The 14,575-nt window shown below is 73.9% G+C and carries 15 protein-coding genes; 9 read left to right on the top strand and 6 right to left on the bottom strand.

Going from position 1 to position 14,575, the window contains the following annotated elements; genetic code table 11:
- Positions 1–145 precede the first annotated feature (145 nt).
- On the bottom strand, positions 146–661 hold the full coding sequence (locus ACZ5CZ_RS20235; protein WP_468944561.1) for a GNAT family N-acetyltransferase: 516 nt from the start codon (positions 659–661) through the stop codon (positions 146–148).
- A gap of 169 nt (positions 662–830) precedes the next feature.
- Here ACZ5CZ_RS20235 and ACZ5CZ_RS20230 point away from each other — a divergent pair, with 169 nt between their 5' ends.
- From ACZ5CZ_RS20230 to ACZ5CZ_RS20220, 3 genes are read left to right on the top strand one after another with little or no spacing between them, the layout of a single operon-like run.
- Complete coding sequence (locus ACZ5CZ_RS20230; RefSeq protein ID WP_468944558.1) at positions 831–1,979, top strand: Gfo/Idh/MocA family protein; 1,149 nt, start codon at positions 831–833, stop codon at positions 1,977–1,979.
- Positions 1,976–2,905: a DUF6807 domain-containing protein gene (locus ACZ5CZ_RS20225; RefSeq protein ID WP_468944556.1), complete on the top strand. Its 930-nt coding sequence runs from the start codon at positions 1,976–1,978 to the stop codon at positions 2,903–2,905. The genes ACZ5CZ_RS20230 and ACZ5CZ_RS20225 overlap by 4 nt, the downstream gene beginning before the upstream one ends.
- The gene (locus tag ACZ5CZ_RS20220) at positions 2,902–3,627 is read left to right on the top strand and encodes a cupin domain-containing protein (RefSeq protein WP_468944553.1); all 726 of its coding nucleotides are present in this window, start codon (positions 2,902–2,904) and stop codon (positions 3,625–3,627) included. The genes ACZ5CZ_RS20225 and ACZ5CZ_RS20220 overlap by 4 nt, the downstream gene beginning before the upstream one ends.
- Before the next feature lie 22 nt (positions 3,628–3,649).
- Here ACZ5CZ_RS20220 and ACZ5CZ_RS20215 read toward each other — a convergent pair whose 3' ends face one another.
- Together ACZ5CZ_RS20215 and ACZ5CZ_RS20210 are read right to left on the bottom strand one after the other, a co-directional pair.
- A complete protein-coding gene (locus ACZ5CZ_RS20215; RefSeq protein ID WP_468944550.1) occupies positions 3,650–4,120 on the bottom strand; it encodes a winged helix-turn-helix transcriptional regulator in 471 nt (156 codons plus the stop codon).
- 54 nt (positions 4,121–4,174) lie between these two features.
- Positions 4,175–4,915 carry a TVP38/TMEM64 family protein gene (locus ACZ5CZ_RS20210; RefSeq protein ID WP_468944548.1) on the bottom strand — a complete coding sequence of 247 codons (741 nt, stop codon included), beginning with the start codon at positions 4,913–4,915 and terminating at the stop codon, positions 4,175–4,177.
- Between the two features lie 315 nt (positions 4,916–5,230).
- On the opposite strand from ACZ5CZ_RS20210, the gene tuf reads away from it, so the two are divergent.
- Both tuf and ACZ5CZ_RS20200 read left to right on the top strand, forming a co-directional pair.
- Positions 5,231–6,406, top strand: coding sequence for an elongation factor Tu (gene tuf / locus ACZ5CZ_RS20205; RefSeq protein ID WP_468944545.1), 1,176 nt, complete (start codon positions 5,231–5,233; stop codon positions 6,404–6,406).
- A 58-nt stretch (positions 6,407–6,464) separates the two neighbouring features.
- Complete coding sequence (locus ACZ5CZ_RS20200) at positions 6,465–7,310, top strand: spermidine synthase (RefSeq protein ID WP_468944543.1); 846 nt, start codon at positions 6,465–6,467, stop codon at positions 7,308–7,310.
- Positions 7,311–7,348: 38 nt separating this feature from the next.
- Here ACZ5CZ_RS20200 and ACZ5CZ_RS20195 read toward each other — a convergent pair whose 3' ends face one another.
- Entirely contained in the window at positions 7,349–8,647 is a 1,299-nt protein-coding gene (locus tag ACZ5CZ_RS20195; protein ID WP_468944540.1) for an MFS transporter, read from the bottom strand.
- A 49-nt stretch (positions 8,648–8,696) separates the two neighbouring features.
- Positions 8,697–9,731 carry a DUF8017 domain-containing protein gene (locus ACZ5CZ_RS20190; protein ID WP_385844179.1) on the bottom strand — a complete coding sequence of 345 codons (1,035 nt, stop codon included), beginning with the start codon at positions 9,729–9,731 and terminating at the stop codon, positions 8,697–8,699.
- Positions 9,732–9,859: 128 nt separating this feature from the next.
- Between ACZ5CZ_RS20190 and ACZ5CZ_RS20185 the strand changes: the two genes are divergently transcribed.
- The 3 genes from ACZ5CZ_RS20185 to ACZ5CZ_RS20175 all read left to right on the top strand — a co-directional run bounded on the left by ACZ5CZ_RS20185 (position 9,860) and on the right by ACZ5CZ_RS20175 (position 13,097).
- Entirely contained in the window at positions 9,860–10,312 is a 453-nt protein-coding gene (locus ACZ5CZ_RS20185; protein ID WP_385844180.1) for a DUF4442 domain-containing protein, read from the top strand.
- A gap of 918 nt (positions 10,313–11,230) precedes the next feature.
- Positions 11,231–12,295 carry a hypothetical protein gene (locus ACZ5CZ_RS20180; protein ID WP_468944536.1) on the top strand — a complete coding sequence of 355 codons (1,065 nt, stop codon included), beginning with the start codon at positions 11,231–11,233 and terminating at the stop codon, positions 12,293–12,295.
- A gap of 154 nt (positions 12,296–12,449) precedes the next feature.
- The gene (locus ACZ5CZ_RS20175; RefSeq protein ID WP_385844183.1) at positions 12,450–13,097 is read left to right on the top strand and encodes a DedA family protein; all 648 of its coding nucleotides are present in this window, start codon (positions 12,450–12,452) and stop codon (positions 13,095–13,097) included.
- A 61-nt stretch (positions 13,098–13,158) separates the two neighbouring features.
- Here ACZ5CZ_RS20175 and ACZ5CZ_RS20170 read toward each other — a convergent pair whose 3' ends face one another.
- Positions 13,159–13,686 carry a gamma carbonic anhydrase family protein gene (locus ACZ5CZ_RS20170; RefSeq protein WP_385844184.1) on the bottom strand — a complete coding sequence of 176 codons (528 nt, stop codon included), beginning with the start codon at positions 13,684–13,686 and terminating at the stop codon, positions 13,159–13,161.
- A 118-nt stretch (positions 13,687–13,804) separates the two neighbouring features.
- Here ACZ5CZ_RS20170 and ACZ5CZ_RS20165 point away from each other — a divergent pair, with 118 nt between their 5' ends.
- Positions 13,805–14,569: an acyltransferase gene (locus ACZ5CZ_RS20165; RefSeq protein ID WP_467540998.1), complete on the top strand. Its 765-nt coding sequence runs from the start codon at positions 13,805–13,807 to the stop codon at positions 14,567–14,569.
- The last annotated feature ends 6 nt before the right edge of the window (positions 14,570–14,575 follow it).

Raw genomic sequence — 14,575 nt, 5'->3', positions numbered from 1 at the left:
GCCCCTGGAGCCGCGTATCCGCAGGCGGCGGCCACCGCGCGGACCGTCGCGGCCGTCCCCCTGGGCCTGCCGTCGCGGCGCCGCCCCGGCGCCCGGGAGATGTCCGGAAACGGCGACCGAGCCGGCCGGGGGCGCGCCCGTGGGCTCAGCCGACCGCCATCTGCCACCTGACCTCTCCGTCGTGCCACTGGTCGGTCGGGGTCAGGCCCGCCGCGGTGGCGACGGCGGCGGACGCCGTGTGGTCCGGGTGGATGTGCGCGGTGACCGTGTGCACCGGCTGCCCGCGCAGCCAGGCGACCAGGCCCCGGGCCGCCTCGGTGCCGATACCGCGCCGCTGCCAGGGGGTCCCCACCACCCAGGCGATCTCCGCTGTGGCTACGCGGTCGTCGGCGCTGACGGTCGCCTGGACCGTGCCGGTCAGACAGGCCGCGTCGCGCAGCCGGATCGCCCAGTTGCACCAGGAGATGGCCGGGTCGGGCGAGCCCGCGACGAGGCGCTCGTAGCGGGCCCGCAGCGCCTGAGCGGTGTGCGGGGCGCCGCCGATGAAGGCGTGCAGGCCGGGATCGGACAGCACCGCGGCCATCTCCTCGGCATGCTCGACCCGCAGCGGCAGCAGGGTCAGCCGCTCGGTACGGATGAGGCCGGGCCGGAGAGCGATCACGAGCGCCTAGTCTACGGAGACGCCCGACGGCGCCCCCGGCCTGCAAAGCGGTCCGCGCTGTTGACCGTTCCGGGCGCCGCCGCTTACGTTGCAGCGCAGGAGAAAGCGCTTGCTGGGTCTCTCGGCCGGCTGCGCGCCCGCCGCGTTCGGAGGAGTGCTGAACCCGCCCATGCCCCGCTCTTCACTTCCCTTCGCCGGCCGGCGCATCCGGGCCGCGGTCGTCGGCGCCGGTGCCATCGGGCGCGGCTCCCATCTGCCCGCGCTGGCGCGGCTCGCCGAGGAGGGCGAGACGGAGGTCGTCGCCGCCGTCGACATCGACCGGGACGCCGTCGAAGCCCTCCGCGCCGAGGCCGGCGTTCCGCACGCCTACACCGACCTCGACCGGATGCTCGCCGAGCAGCGGCCCGACCTCGTCACCATCTGCACCCCGCCCACCCTGCACCGCGCGCAGACCGTGGCCGCGCTGCGCGCCGGTGCCTGGGTGTGGTGCGAGAAGCCACCGGTGCCCTCGCTCGCCGACTTCGACGCGATCGAGGCCGAGGAGGGCGCCGACGGGGGGCCGTACGCGGCGATCGTCTTCCAGCACCGCTTCGGATCCGGCTCCGCCCATGTGCGCCGGCTGCTCGCCGAAGGCGCCTTCGGGCGGCCGCTGGTGGCGCACTGCCAGACCACCTGGTACCGGGACACCGCCTACTACGCCGTGCCCTGGCGGGGCCGCTGGCACACCGAGGGCGGCGGGCCGGCCATGGGCCACGGCATCCACCAGATGGACCTGCTGCTCGATCTGCTCGGGCCGTGGCGGGAGGTGCGGGCGATGGCCGGGCGGCTGGTGCACGACGTGGAGACCGAGGACGTCTCCACCGCACTGGTCCGGTTCGACAACGGCGCCCTCGCCACCGTGGTGAACAGCGTGCTGAGCCCCGACGAGGTCAGCCGCATCCGGATCGACTGCGAGCGCGCCACCGTGGAGCTGACCCACCTCTACGGCCACGCCAACGACGACTGGCGCATCACCCCGGCCCCCGGTGTCCCCGCCGAAGAGGCCGAGCGGTGGCGGGACTTCGGGCCGGACGTGCCCAGCTCGCACCTCGCCCAGCTGCGCGAGCTGATCGCCGACATGCGCGCCGGTGAGCGCCCGCGCAGCAGCGGCGCGGACGGCCGGACCAGCCTGGAGTTGATCACCGCGCTGTACAAGGCGGCGTTCACGGACACGACCGTGCGCGCGGGGGAGATCGGGCCCGGCGACCCGTACTACACCGCCCTGCACGGCGGCGCCCCCGGCTGGGCGCCGGTGACCGCCGAGGGGGCCCTGGCGTGAGCGGCGGACTGCGGACGGCGCACGTCCTCGGCGACCGGATCACCGTCACCGAACCCACCACCGGCGTCGAGCTGTTCGCCTACGTCTACCGTCCCGAGGCGGCCTGGGAGGCACCCCGGCCCTACCTCCACCCGGTCCGCACCCTCGCCGGTGACGTGGTCACCGGCTACCGCCCGCACGACCACCGCTGGCACAAGGGCCTGTCCCTGACCGCCTCGCACCTGTCCGGGGCCAACCTGTGGGGCGGCAACACCTATGTGCCCGGGCAGGGCTATCTCGAACTCCCCGAGCGGGTCGGCTCGATGCGGCACGCCGGTTTCGACGAGATCGCGGCGGACGACGGCCGGGCACTGATCGCCGAGCGGCTGACCTGGCACCCGTACGACGGTGAGCTGTGGGCCGAGGAGGAACGGCGGATCGAGGTCCACGACGTCGACCCCGGTGCCGGTTCCTGGGCGCTCACCTGGACCAGCGCGATCACCAACCGCCGTGCCGAGCCGCTGCGGTTCGGCAGCCCCACCACCGCCGGACGCGAACTCGCGGGTTACACCGGCCTGTTCTGGCGCGGCCCGCGGTCCTTCCGGGACGGGCGGATCTTCGCACCCGAGGGCGAGGGGCCCGCGCTGATGGGCACCCGGGCGCCGTGGCTGGCGTACTCCGGCGAGCACGACGGCACCGACGGCCACGCCACCCTGGTCTTCGCCCACGCCCCCGAGAACGACCACTCCGGCGCCGCCGGCACCCACCCGGCGCACTGGTTCGTCCGCAACGACCCGTTCGCCGCCGTCGCCCCCTCCTGGGCCTTCTTCGAGGAACTGGAACTCGCCCCCGGCGACACCCTCCGCCGGCGCTACCGGATCGTCGTCGCGGACGGTGCCTGGCAGCGCGAGGACGTCGTCGCGTACCTGGCGGCGCACCCGTGGTGAGCGCCGCGGGGAGCGGGTTCCCGGGCCTGCCGGGCGGGGTCGCCGTGTCCCGGCTGTGCGTGTACGACTGGCCCGCCGCCGACGGGGTCCGCGGCGGCACCCCCCATGTGCACCTGGCCTGTTCGGAGGCGTACGTCGTCACCGGCGGCCGGGGCGCGGTGCAGACCCTGACCGCGTCCGGCTACGAGGTCACCCCGCTCGCGCCCGGCACGGTGGCCTGGTTCACGCCGGGCACCGTCCACCGGCTGGTCAACGAGGACGACCTGCGCATCACCGTCCTCATGCAGAACAGCGGGCTGCCCGAGGCCGGGGACGCGGTGCTCACGCTGCCGCCCGAGTACCTCGCCGACCCGGAGGCGTACGCCGCCGCGACCACGATCCCGGCGGACGCGCCGGAGGCGGAGCGGGAGCGGGTCGCCCGCGCTCGGCGTGACCTGGCTCTGGAGGGTTACCGAGCCCTGCGGGCCGCTCGGGAGCCGGAAGCGCTGGCCGCCTTCCATCAGGCCGCTGTGGCGCTCGTACGGCCCCGGGTCGCCGAGTGGAGAGAGCGGTGGCGGCGGGGTGCGCTGGCGGCGGCCGAGACCACGGGGCGGCATCTGGACCGGCTGGCGGAGGGCGATCCCGGACACCTCGCCGAGGCCGTCGTACGGGCCGAACTGCCCGCCGAGCGCGGCCGGTTCGGCATGTGCGGGCGGCTGGACGTGTACGGGCCGCCGCGGTAGGCGCGCCGGCGCCGCCGTGCCGTCAGGCCGCCGTCGGGCCGGTGAGTGTCCAGCCCGGGGCCTGGGGGCGGGCCGTGAGGTCCTCGTGCCGGACCTCCTCCCCGCAGGCCCGGCAGGTGACGACCGGGACCAGTTCGGCGCCGCAGCTGTGCTCGACGACCATGGGCAGGCCGACGCCCTTGCGGAGATGGCGGTCGCCCCACTCCTTGAGCGTCATCAGGACCGGCTCCAGCTCCAGGCCCGCCGGTGTCGCCCGGTACTCGAAGCGCTGCGGGCGCTCGCTGTACACGTGCTTGGCGAGGATCCCGGCGTCCACCAGGCGGCGCAGCCGGGTGGCCAGGATGTCGCGCGGGGCGCCGATGTTGCGCACGAGCTGGTCGAAGCGGCCGTTGCCCAGGAACACCTCGCGCAGCACGAGCAGGGAGTACTTCTCGCCGACGAGCGCGAGGGCGTCGGCGATGGAGCAGGGGCGCGGATCCTTCGTGGCGGCCATGCGCCCCAGTCTAGTGGCGGGTTCGGTTTTCCAACCCTCGGAGAGCCGGTGTGCTCAGCGGGCGCGCAGCTGGTGGCGCTTGCGCCAGGCCACCAGCGCCCCCGCGAGCGCCGGTACGGCGATGCCCGCCAGCGCGAGCAGGAAGGCGGGGGAGGTCGGCGCCGAGGCGCGGGCCCCGGCCACCGCGTAGGCGGCCGTGTTGGGGACCGAGCCGAGCGCCGTGGCCAGCAGGAACGGCAGCCAGCCCATCCGGGACACGGCCGCGCAGTAGTTCACCGCCGCGAACGGCAGCCCCGGGAAGAGCCGCGCCGCCAGCATCGACCGGAAACCGTGCCGGCTGAGCTGTCCGTCGGCCGCCTTCAGCCACCGGCCGCGCAGCAGCGGGCGCAACGCGTCCTGCCCGAGCACCCGGCCCAGACCGAACGACATGCCCGCCCCCAGCACCGTCCCCGCCAGCGCCGTCGCCAGCCCGAGCGGCGCGCCGAACAGCGCGCCCGCCGCCAGGTTCAGCAGGGGACGCGGGACGAACGCCACGCTGCACAGCCCGTACGCCCCCGCGAACACCAGCGCCGCCGCGGCCCCGCTCAGCTGCGGCGGCCAGCCCCGCGTCAGCAGCCGCTGCGGCTCGAACACCAACACGGCCACGGCCGCCCCCGCGAGCAGCGCCAGCAGCAGCGACAGCCGGGCGTACGGCGACAGCAGCGCACGCGTGCAGCGGGCGGCGAACCCGGTGCGGGGGAGCGGTATCGCCGCCGGAGCGGGCGCCTCGGCGACGGTGCTGGTGGCATCGAGCATCCGGTGACACTAACCGACACCGGGCCCTGATCGCCGCCGGGCCGGGGCGGGGCGACCGTGGCGCACCGCGGAAAACCGTTCGACGCGGGGTGCGGTGTCGGCGATGATCGACGACATGTTCCGGTATGCCTTCCTCCTCGCAGCATCCGCCGTCGCGGATGCGCCGAAGGCTGCCGCCCCGCTTCTGCCGGCCGCTGCCCACGGCGCCCGAAGCTGACCCTCTCCGGACAGACCGGCGGACCCCGCAGGGGGAGGGTCGGCGCACTCCTTGGGGTCCCGCATCCCGTACGACCGGAGAGGCTCCGAGGTACACCCATGTCCAAAACGGCCTACGTGCGCACCAAGCCGCACCTGAACATCGGAACCATGGGTCATGTCGACCACGGCAAGACCACCCTTACCGCCGCCATCACCAAGGTCCTCGCCGAGCGCGGCACCGGCACCTTCGTGCCGTTCGACCGGATCGACCGCGCCCCGGAGGAGGCCGCCCGCGGCATCACCATCAACATCGCGCACGTCGAGTACGAGACCGACACCCGGCACTACGCCCATGTCGACATGCCGGGCCACGCCGACTACGTCAAGAACATGGTCACCGGCGCCGCGCAGCTCGACGGGGCGATCCTCGTCGTCTCCGCGCTCGACGGGGTCATGCCGCAGACCGCCGAACACGTGCTGCTCGCCCGGCAGGTGGGCGTCGACCACATCGTCGTCGCCCTCAACAAGGCCGACGGCGCGGCCGACGAGGAGCTGACCGACCTGGTCGAGCTGGAGATCCGCGACCTGCTCACCGCGCAGGGCTACCCGGGCGACACCGTTCCCGTGGTACGGGTCTCCGGCCTCCGGGCGCTGGCCGGCGACCCGCGCTGGACGGCGTCCGTCGAGGCGCTGCTCGACGCCGTCGACACCTATGTGCCGATGCCCGAGCGGTACCTGGACGCGCCGTTCCTGCTGCCGGTGGAGAACGTGCTCACCATCACCGGCCGGGGCACGGTCGTCACGGGCGCCGTGGAACGCGGCACGCTCCGCCTGGGGGACCGGGTGTCGGTGCTCGGCGCGGACGTGGAGACCGTCGTCACCGGGCTGGAGACCTTCGGCAAGCCGATGCAGGACGCCCAGGCCGGGGACAACGTCGCCGTGCTGCTGCGGGGTGTGCCGCGGGACGCCGTCCGGCGCGGGCACGTCGTCGCGGCGCCGGGGAGCGTGGTACCGGCCCGGCGGTTCACGGCCCGGGTGTATGTGCTGTCCGGGCGCGAGGGCGGTCGTACGACGCCGATCGTGACCGGGTACCGGCCGCAGTTCTACATCCGCACGGCGGACGTGGTCGGCTCCGTGGACCTCGGCGAGGCGGGGGTCGCCCGGCCCGGGCAGACGGTGGAGATGACCGTCGAGCTGGGGCGGGAGGTGCCGTTGGAGCCGGGGCTGGGGTTCGCCGTCCGGGAGGGCGGCAGGACCGTCGGAGCGGGGACGGTCGTCTCCGTGGAGTCGTAGCCGGCCCGGCGCCGGTTCCGGGTGCCCGGCGCCGGCCCGCGCCGGTGACAATGGTGCGGTGAACGAAGCCATCCCCGTCCTCCGCACCACCGACCACGGCACCGTCAAGCTCATGCCCGACGTCGACCGTGAGCGGGCCTGGCTGCTCACGGTCGACGGGGCACCGCAGTCGTACGTCGACCTGGACGAGCCGACGTATCTGGAGTTCGAGTACGCGCGGCGGCTCGGGCATGTGCTGGACGTCGTGGCCGAGCCGGGACGGGCGCTGGACGTGGTGCACCTCGGCGGGGGTGCGCTGACCCTGCCCCGCTATGTGGCCGCCACCCGGCCCGGCTCCCGGCAGGACGTCGTCGAGCTGGACGGGGGCCTGCTGGACCTGGTCACCGAGCAGTTGCCGTTGCCGGCGGGCTCGGGCATCGCGCTGCACGCGGCCGACGCCCGGGCCTGGCTGGAGGGCGCGCCGGACGACTCGGCCGACGTGCTCGTCGGTGACGTGTTCGGCGGCTCCCGGATCCCGGCCCACCTCACCACCCTCGCCTACGCCCGCACCGCCGAGCGGGTGCTGCGGCCCGGCGGGGTCTATGTGGCCAACCTCGCCGACGGGGCGCCGTTCGGCTTCCTCCGCTCCCAACTGGCCAACTTCGCCGCGGTGTTCGAGGAGCTGACCCTGATCGCCGAGCCGGGCGTGCTGCGCGGCCGGAGGTTCGGCAACGCGGTGCTCGTCGCCGCGCACCGGCAGACCGACATCGCCGCGCTGTCCCGGCGGGCGGCGGCCGACGCGTTCCCGGCCCGGGTCGAACACGGGTCGGCGGTACGGGAGTTCTTCGGCTCGGCGCGGCCGGTCGAGGACGCGGACGCGGTGCCCTCACCGGTGCCTCCGGACGGGGCGTTCGGTATCGGCTGAGCCGGGGGCCCTCCTGAAGCCGGGGGTATGCGGTGTTTTCACGCGTGCCCCCCGACGGCGTGTTCGGCGTCGGCCGGGGCGGCCGGGGCGGCGGTGACCGGGCGGCCGCGGCGGGTCAGCGTACGTACGTCCGGGACCAGCAGGACCAGTGCCGTGACCAGGACGACCAGACCGGCGCAGCCCCACAGGGCGGCCGTCCGGCCGACGGCGCTCTCCACCGGGCCGGCCAGCGCGGTGGCCAGGGGAATGAAGGAGACCGAGCCGAACCAGTCGTACGCCGAGACCCGGGACAGTTTCTCCTCGGGGATCTCCTGGTGCAGCGCGGTCATCCAGGAGACGCCGAACACCTCCAGCGTCGTACCGGTGGCGAACATCACCAGGTACAGCACGCCGGCCGGCACCGGTACCGCCAGCGCGGCCGAGGGCAGCGCCAGCGGGAAGACGCACAGGGTGCCGGCGAGCAGCATCCGGCGCGGCCGCCAGCGGGTCATCAGCAGGGCGCCGGCCACCGTGCCCGCGCCGAACGCGGCCAGCGCCAGCCCCCAGGGCCGCGCCCCGCCGAGGCTCTCCCGGGCGACGAGCGGTCCGTAGACCGCCTCGGCCGCGACGACCACCGCGTTGGCGATCGAGAACTGTACGACGATGCCCCACAGCCACGGTCTGCCGATGAACTCCCGCCACCCCTCCCGGAGGTCGGCCAGCATGCCCTCGCCGGGGGTGCGGGCCGGGATGTGGGAGACGTCGAGGCCGGAGCGCAGGGCGCCGGCGACGGCGAAGGCGGCCGCGTCGAACGCGAGGACCCAGCCGGGGCCGGCGGCCGCGACCAGGGCGCCGCCGAGCGCCGCGCCGACGAGCGCCGCACCCTGGGTGGCCATGCGGAAGACGGCGAACGCCCGGCCCGCCTGCTCGCCCTCGACGGAGGACATCAGCATGCCCTCGGCCGCCGGCCCGAAGAACGCCTGGCCGGTGCCGCCCAGCGCGCTGAGCAGCATCATCTGCCACAGCCGGGGCTCGCCGAGCAGCACGAGCGCCGCGAAGGCCGCCTGGGAGAGGCAGTTGAGGGCGTTGGCCGCGACCATCACCCGGTGCCGGGGCACCCGGTCCGCGAGCGCCCCGCCGATGAGCAGGAACACCACCAGCGGCAGGGTGCGGGCCGCGGCCACCAGCCCCACGTCCCCGCCGTCGCCGCCCGTGTCCAGTACGGCGAACGCGGCGGCGACCATCGAGCCGTTCGCCCCGAGACCGGTGACGACGGCCGCCGCGGTCAGCAGCGAGTAGTTGCGGTCTGCCCAGCGGGGCGGGCGCGGGTGACGGGGGCGGGGGATGGTGGACTTCACCGGGCGACTATTGCTCGCCCGGGCCGTGCTTTCAAACGGATTGCGGCGCTCAGCTGCCGGTCGGGGTGCCGTGCAGCCGGACGGTGCTGAGGATCTTCAGCACCGTCGCGTTGGGGACCTCGTCCTTCACGCCCTTGGCCCCGTAGAAGTTGAACGACACATAGTCGTGCGCCGAGTTCTGGAAGCCGAACGTGAGCGCCTTGCCGTCGCTCGCGCACTTGCCCTTGCTGGGGGTGTTGGTCGACCGGGCCCACGCGTAGCTGCCCTTGATGCCCGAGGCGGTCGTGAAGGGCGTGGCCTTCTTGTCGAAGGAGACGCTCTTCTTGTCCGGCTGGGTGTAGCCGCCGTAGACCCACCAGGCCGGCGTGTTGATCGCGATCTGGTCCGCACTCTTGGCGCCGCTGGCCCCCTTGGTGCCCACGACCGCCAGCGGGGTGTCGTCGGTACGGCCGTCCTTGTTGTCGTCGGACGTGCACCACTGCGGCTTGTCCTTGGCCGTGCCCGACATCACGATGATCGGCTTGAGGCTGGTGGACTTCTTGTCCTCGAAGCCGAGCTCCAGGCCGGGGGACTGCACCTCCCAGTCGGCCGGCACGTCGAAGGCGATGCCCCACTTGGGGTTCACCACCACCTGCCAGCCGGCGACGGTCGGCTTCTCGGTCTCGTTGCCGCGCGGGTTGTCGGTCGTGGACGCGGTCGCGGTGGGCTGCTTCTGGGGCGCCGACTGGCTCGGGTGCGGGGTGCCCTTGCCGTTGTCCGCCTTGTTGTCCTTCGAGCCGCCGAGTACCAGGAAGCCGGTCACACCGGCGGCGACCACGACCGCCGCTGCGGCGATGATCGCGATCAGCTTGGTACGGCCGCCACCGCCGCCCTGCGGAGGCTGCGGACCGCCGGCCATGGTGGGCGCCTGCGTCCACTCGGACTGCTGTCCGTACGGTCCGGCCTGCTGCCCGTACTGCCCTGCCTGCGGGTACTGCTGGTACCCGGGCTGCTGGTACGGGTTCGGCTGCTGGTAACCCGGCTGCTGGTACGGGTTCTGCTGCGGGTTCTGCGCGCCCCCGGGCGGCTGCTGATCTGGCCACATGGCCGACAACCCTAGTGCGGTGGCGGCACGGTTCGGTCACCGGATGTCGTCAGAGTCGTAGCGAAAAGGGAGAGAGCGAGTGAAACCATGCTGGCCAGCTGTCGCTACTCATCGGTAACATCGCACGCATGACCGTTGAGAACGCCTCGCGAGGCAACATGCTGGCCGCCGCCGTCCCCATGGTGCGCACCCTGAACCTGGAATTCATCGAGGTCACCGCGGAACGCGCCGTCCTGCGGCTGCCCGACCAGCCCGAGTTCCACAACCACATCGGCGGCCCGCACGCCGGCGCCATGTTCACCCTGGCCGAGTCCGCCAGCGGGGCCATCGTCCTGGAGGCCTTCGGCGACCAGCTCTCCCGGGCGGTGCCGCTCGCGGTGCGCGCCGAGATCGACTACAAGAAGCTGGCGATGGGCGCGGTGACGGCCACGGCGACCCTGGGGCGCCCGGCGGCCGAGGTCGTCGCCGAACTCGACGCGGGCGGGCGGCCGGAGTTCCCGGTGGCGATCGCCCTCCAGCGCGCGGACGGCGCGGTCACGGGCGAGATGACCGTCGTATGGACGCTGCGCCTGAACGGCTGAGTCGGACCCGGCCCCGAGACCGTGCGGGGTCTCGGGGCGTCTCGGACGCCGGTGAGCGGGGCGTGTCGGCGGGTGGTCTCGGGGGTGGACAGCGCGGCCGGGCCCGGCCCGGGTCAGGACCGCCGGGATGCGCCGGCTCAGGCGGTGGGCGCCGCCGTCGCGCCGGACGAGGGCGGCCGGCGGGGCGAGGGCCGACAGCGGGGCGAGGGCCGACAGCGGGGCGAGCCGGAGCAGGCGTACGGCGACGAGTGTGGCGGCGATGGCGAGGGCGTGGAGCGGCCAGGTGGGGCCACCGTCGTTGAGGGCGCGGACTCGTGCGGGCAGGGCGAGGCCGATCACGGAGAAGACGACGCTTTTCAGGGGGAGCACGACCGTGCCGTAGGCGCCGTGCAGATGGAGCGGATGCGAGCCGCCCCCGCCGCAACCCGGACCCGCCGGTCCCGTCCGGCCGCCGCACGCCTGCGCCGCAGCGCCTCACGCGGCCCGCTGCGGCGGGCCGCCTTCCGTCAGTCCGGCCACGAACTCCCGGAGTCAGTCGGTGAATTCGGGGCCGAGGTCGGGGCGGGCGCCAGCCGGACGGCGTCCCCCTCGCCGGTCGCGCGCGTCGATCAGGTCGTCGCCGAGCAGGGGCGCGGCGGAAGGCCGGGAATTCGCCCGGAGAGTTCTCGTCCATCCGCTTTTCCCGTACGAGTTGATAGGGATACCGGCGGTAACCAGCGGGCGTACAAGTCTCTTTGACATTCCGTCATTCCAACTCCTTGTTTCCCGTGACGCGCGTGTGCGAAAGTGAGCCACCCCGCGGGAGGGCAAAGGCCGGCATCGCGCGGCAAAGGCCGGCCCCGAAGGTACGCACCAATCACGCACTGCTTTCCACAGGGCGCCAATTCGCCCCGCCCTGCGGCTGGAAAGGAAAAGTCCGTGCAGTCCTCCAACCCCCCACGCCCGCCGTACCCGCCTCGCCCCGGATCGACGGGGGAGTCCGACCGTGATCTCGTCGCCCGGCTCCGCGGCCCGGACGACGCCCACCACCATGCCGTCGCCCTGCTGCTGACCCGGCACTGGCGGGCCACCCACGACTACGCGATGGTCTGCCTGGCCTCAGCGGGCTCCGCGGCCCAACTGGTGGCCATCGCCGCCTTCCACCAGGTGCTCGGCCGGCCGGCGGACGGGGCGCTGCGCCCCCGGCTGCTGGTGGCCGTCCGCGACACCGCCCGCACCTGGGCCGCCGACCCCGCGGCCTGTGTCGCGCTGCCGGAATTGCGCCGTACCACCGGAGCCCGCGGACTGCGCGCGGCAAACGCCGGGACACCGGAAAGGCGGCGGCTGGCCGAACGCGCTTTCCATTCGCTTCCCGCCGCCTCTCGATGCCTTCTCTGGCACACCGAGGTCGAAGCCGAACCCATAAACACACCCGCCGCTCTTCTGGGCGTGGACCCGGCCACCGCCGCGGCCGCCCTGGACCGGGCGCGTGAGCAATTCCGGACCGGGTGTGTACGCGCCCACCTGGAACTCGCGCCCTCCAGGGAATGCCGTTTCTACAACCGCCTCCTCGACATCCCCCTGCGCCGCGGCGGCGATCTGCTGCCGGACGTACGACGCCACCTGTCCGGCTGTGCCCACTGCCGCCACGCCGCCGAACAGCTCGGCGCCTTCGAGGAGCAACTGGGCCTGCTGCTCGCCGAGACCGTGCTCGGCTGGGGCGCCCGCCGCTATCTCGACACACGGCCCGGCCGTGGCGCCGCCCGGGACTGGCCCGCACCGCCGCCCCGACCGTCGGGCGCACACCCGGGCGGCCATGGAGCCGGGGGCCGGGGAACGGTGAGCCGGCATCGCACGGCCGTGGCCCTCGGTGCCGGGCTCACGGCGCTCGTCCTGCTCGCCACCGTCCTCGTGGCCCGTGCCTGGTCCGCTGACAACGCTGTCCCCACGCCCGGCCGCAGCTGTGCCGCGCACGCCTGCTCACCGGGACCGCCGCCCTGCTGACGTGGACCCTGCCGACGCGCCCTGCTCGGCCCGCGCTGCTGTGGCCGCCGTAAGCCTGCGGTGCTTCCGGGCCGAGCAGGTAGCCTTCCCTTGGGACGCCCTTTACGCGCGGCGGTCCACGGGTCAGGGACGGCGACAGGGGAGGAACCCGGCGGTGCACGTGCAGGAATGGCTCGACTCGGTGCCCGCGGTGGCCGTCTACGGCGTGGTGGCCCTGGTGATCGGTCTGGAGAGCGTGGGCATCCCGCTGCCGGGCGAGATCATCCTGGTCTCGGCCGCGCTGATGTCCTCCCACAACTCGGGCATCAACCCGGTGATCCTCGGCGCCTGCGCGACCGCGGGCGCGGTGATCGGCGACTCCATCGGCTACGCGATCGGCCGCAAGGGCGGCCGGCCGCTGCTGGCCTGGCTCGGCAGGAAGTTCCCGAAGCACTTCGGCGAGGGCCATGTCGCCACCGCCGAGCGGTCCTTCGAGAAGTGGGGCATGTGGGCCGTCTTCTTCGGCCGCTTCGTCGCCCTGCTGCGCATCTTCGCCGGACCGCTCGCGGGCGTGCTGCACATGCCGTACTGGAAGTTCCTGATCGCCAACGTGCTCGGCGGCATCTGCTGGGCGGGCGGGACGACGGCCGTCATCTACTACGTCGGCGTGGTCGCCGAGGGCTGGCTGAAGAAGTTCTCCTACGTGGGCCTGGGCGTCGCGGTCCTGATCGGCCTGGCGTCCGTGCTGATCGTCAAGCGCAAGGCGAAGAAGGCCGCCCAGGCTCCCGCCCCGGAGGCGGAAGCCGTGCGCGCCGGGGAGTAACGGTGTAACGGGGACGGCAACCCGCGCCCCCGGGCCGCGCACCCGTGCGGCCCGCCCCGGACTACTCGTGCACCGCCCGATGCGCCCGGGCCAGCTCCGCGTACATCGTGCCGTTGAGGGTCACGCCCTGGCGCTCCTCTTCGCTCAGCTCCCGCCGCACCTTCGCCGGCACCCCCGCCACCAGCGACCCCGGCGGCACCACCATCCCCTGCGGCACCAGGGCCTGCGCCGCGACCAGCGACCCGGCTCCGATCACCGCGCCGTTCAGCACGGTGGCCCCCATCCCGATCAGGCAGTCGTCCTCGACCGTCGCCCCGTGGACCACCGCGTTGTGCCCGATGGACACCCGCTCGCCGACACTCACCGGAAAACCGGGGTCGGCGTGGAGGGTGACGTTGTCCTGGACGTTGGCGGCCGCGCCCACGGTGATCCGCTCCACGTCACCGCGCACCACCGCGCCGTACCAGACACTGGCCCCCGCGTGCAGGGTGACGTCTCCGATCACCGAGGCCGTGGGCGCGACGAACGCCTCCGGATCGACCTGGGGCTCCCTGCCCCCGATACCCACGATCAGCGCCTGCCGGGTCATCACCGTCTCCTCGCATCCGTAGCCCGCGAACGTGGGGTGAACGGTACGGCACCGGTTGGGGCAAAGATCACAGCAGCCCGCCCTCTCGCCCGGGACAACCGATGAGTAACGTGACCCCGTGCCGAAGCGCAAGAACACGTTCTCATCCTGGCGCCGGGGCCTCGCCCAGCGCGCGGTCCACCGGGCCTGGGCCTGGGCCCAGCGCGCGGGTTCCGTCACGGCGGAGCACCCGGCGGCCTTCCGCTTCGGCGCGCTCGGCGAGGCCACCCGTCTGGCCTTCCCGCTCGGCACGGTCTTCGGCGAGCCCTGGATCCGCATCGGCTCCTACTGCATCATCGGCGAACGGGTCACCCTCACCGCCGGTCTGATGCCGGACCTCGACCTCGGTCCGGACCCCATCCTGCGCATCGGCGACGGCGTGGTCCTCGGCCGCGGCAGCCATGTCATCGCGGACACCACGGTCACCATCGGCAACGACTGCTACTTCGGCCCGTACGTCTACGTCACCTCCACCAACCACTCCTACGACGACCCGCACGAGCCGATCGGCAAGCAGTGGCCGCGGATGGAGCCGGTCGAGATCGGCCCGGGCTGCTGGATCGGCACCGGCGCGGTGATCCTGCCGGGCGCCCGGATCGGCCGGAACGTGGTCGTGGCGGCCGGTGCGGTGGTGCGCGGCACGGTGCCCGACCATGCCGTGGTGGCCGGGGCCCCGGCCCGGGTCGTACGGCGCTGGACCCCCGAGGACGGCTGGCAGCCGCCGTTGCGGACCCCGGCGCCGGTGCCGATCCCGGACGGGACGACGCCGGAGCAGCTGCGCTCCCTGGCGGAGCTGGACGAGGCCGCCGTCGCCCGCCTCGCCGAGCTGGAGCCCGAGGGCTGACCCGGC

This window comes from Streptomyces sp. NPDC031418 (assembly GCF_055581605.1).
The sequence above is the reverse complement of the archived record's forward strand: the minus strand, read 5'-3'. Positions and strand labels throughout refer to the sequence as shown.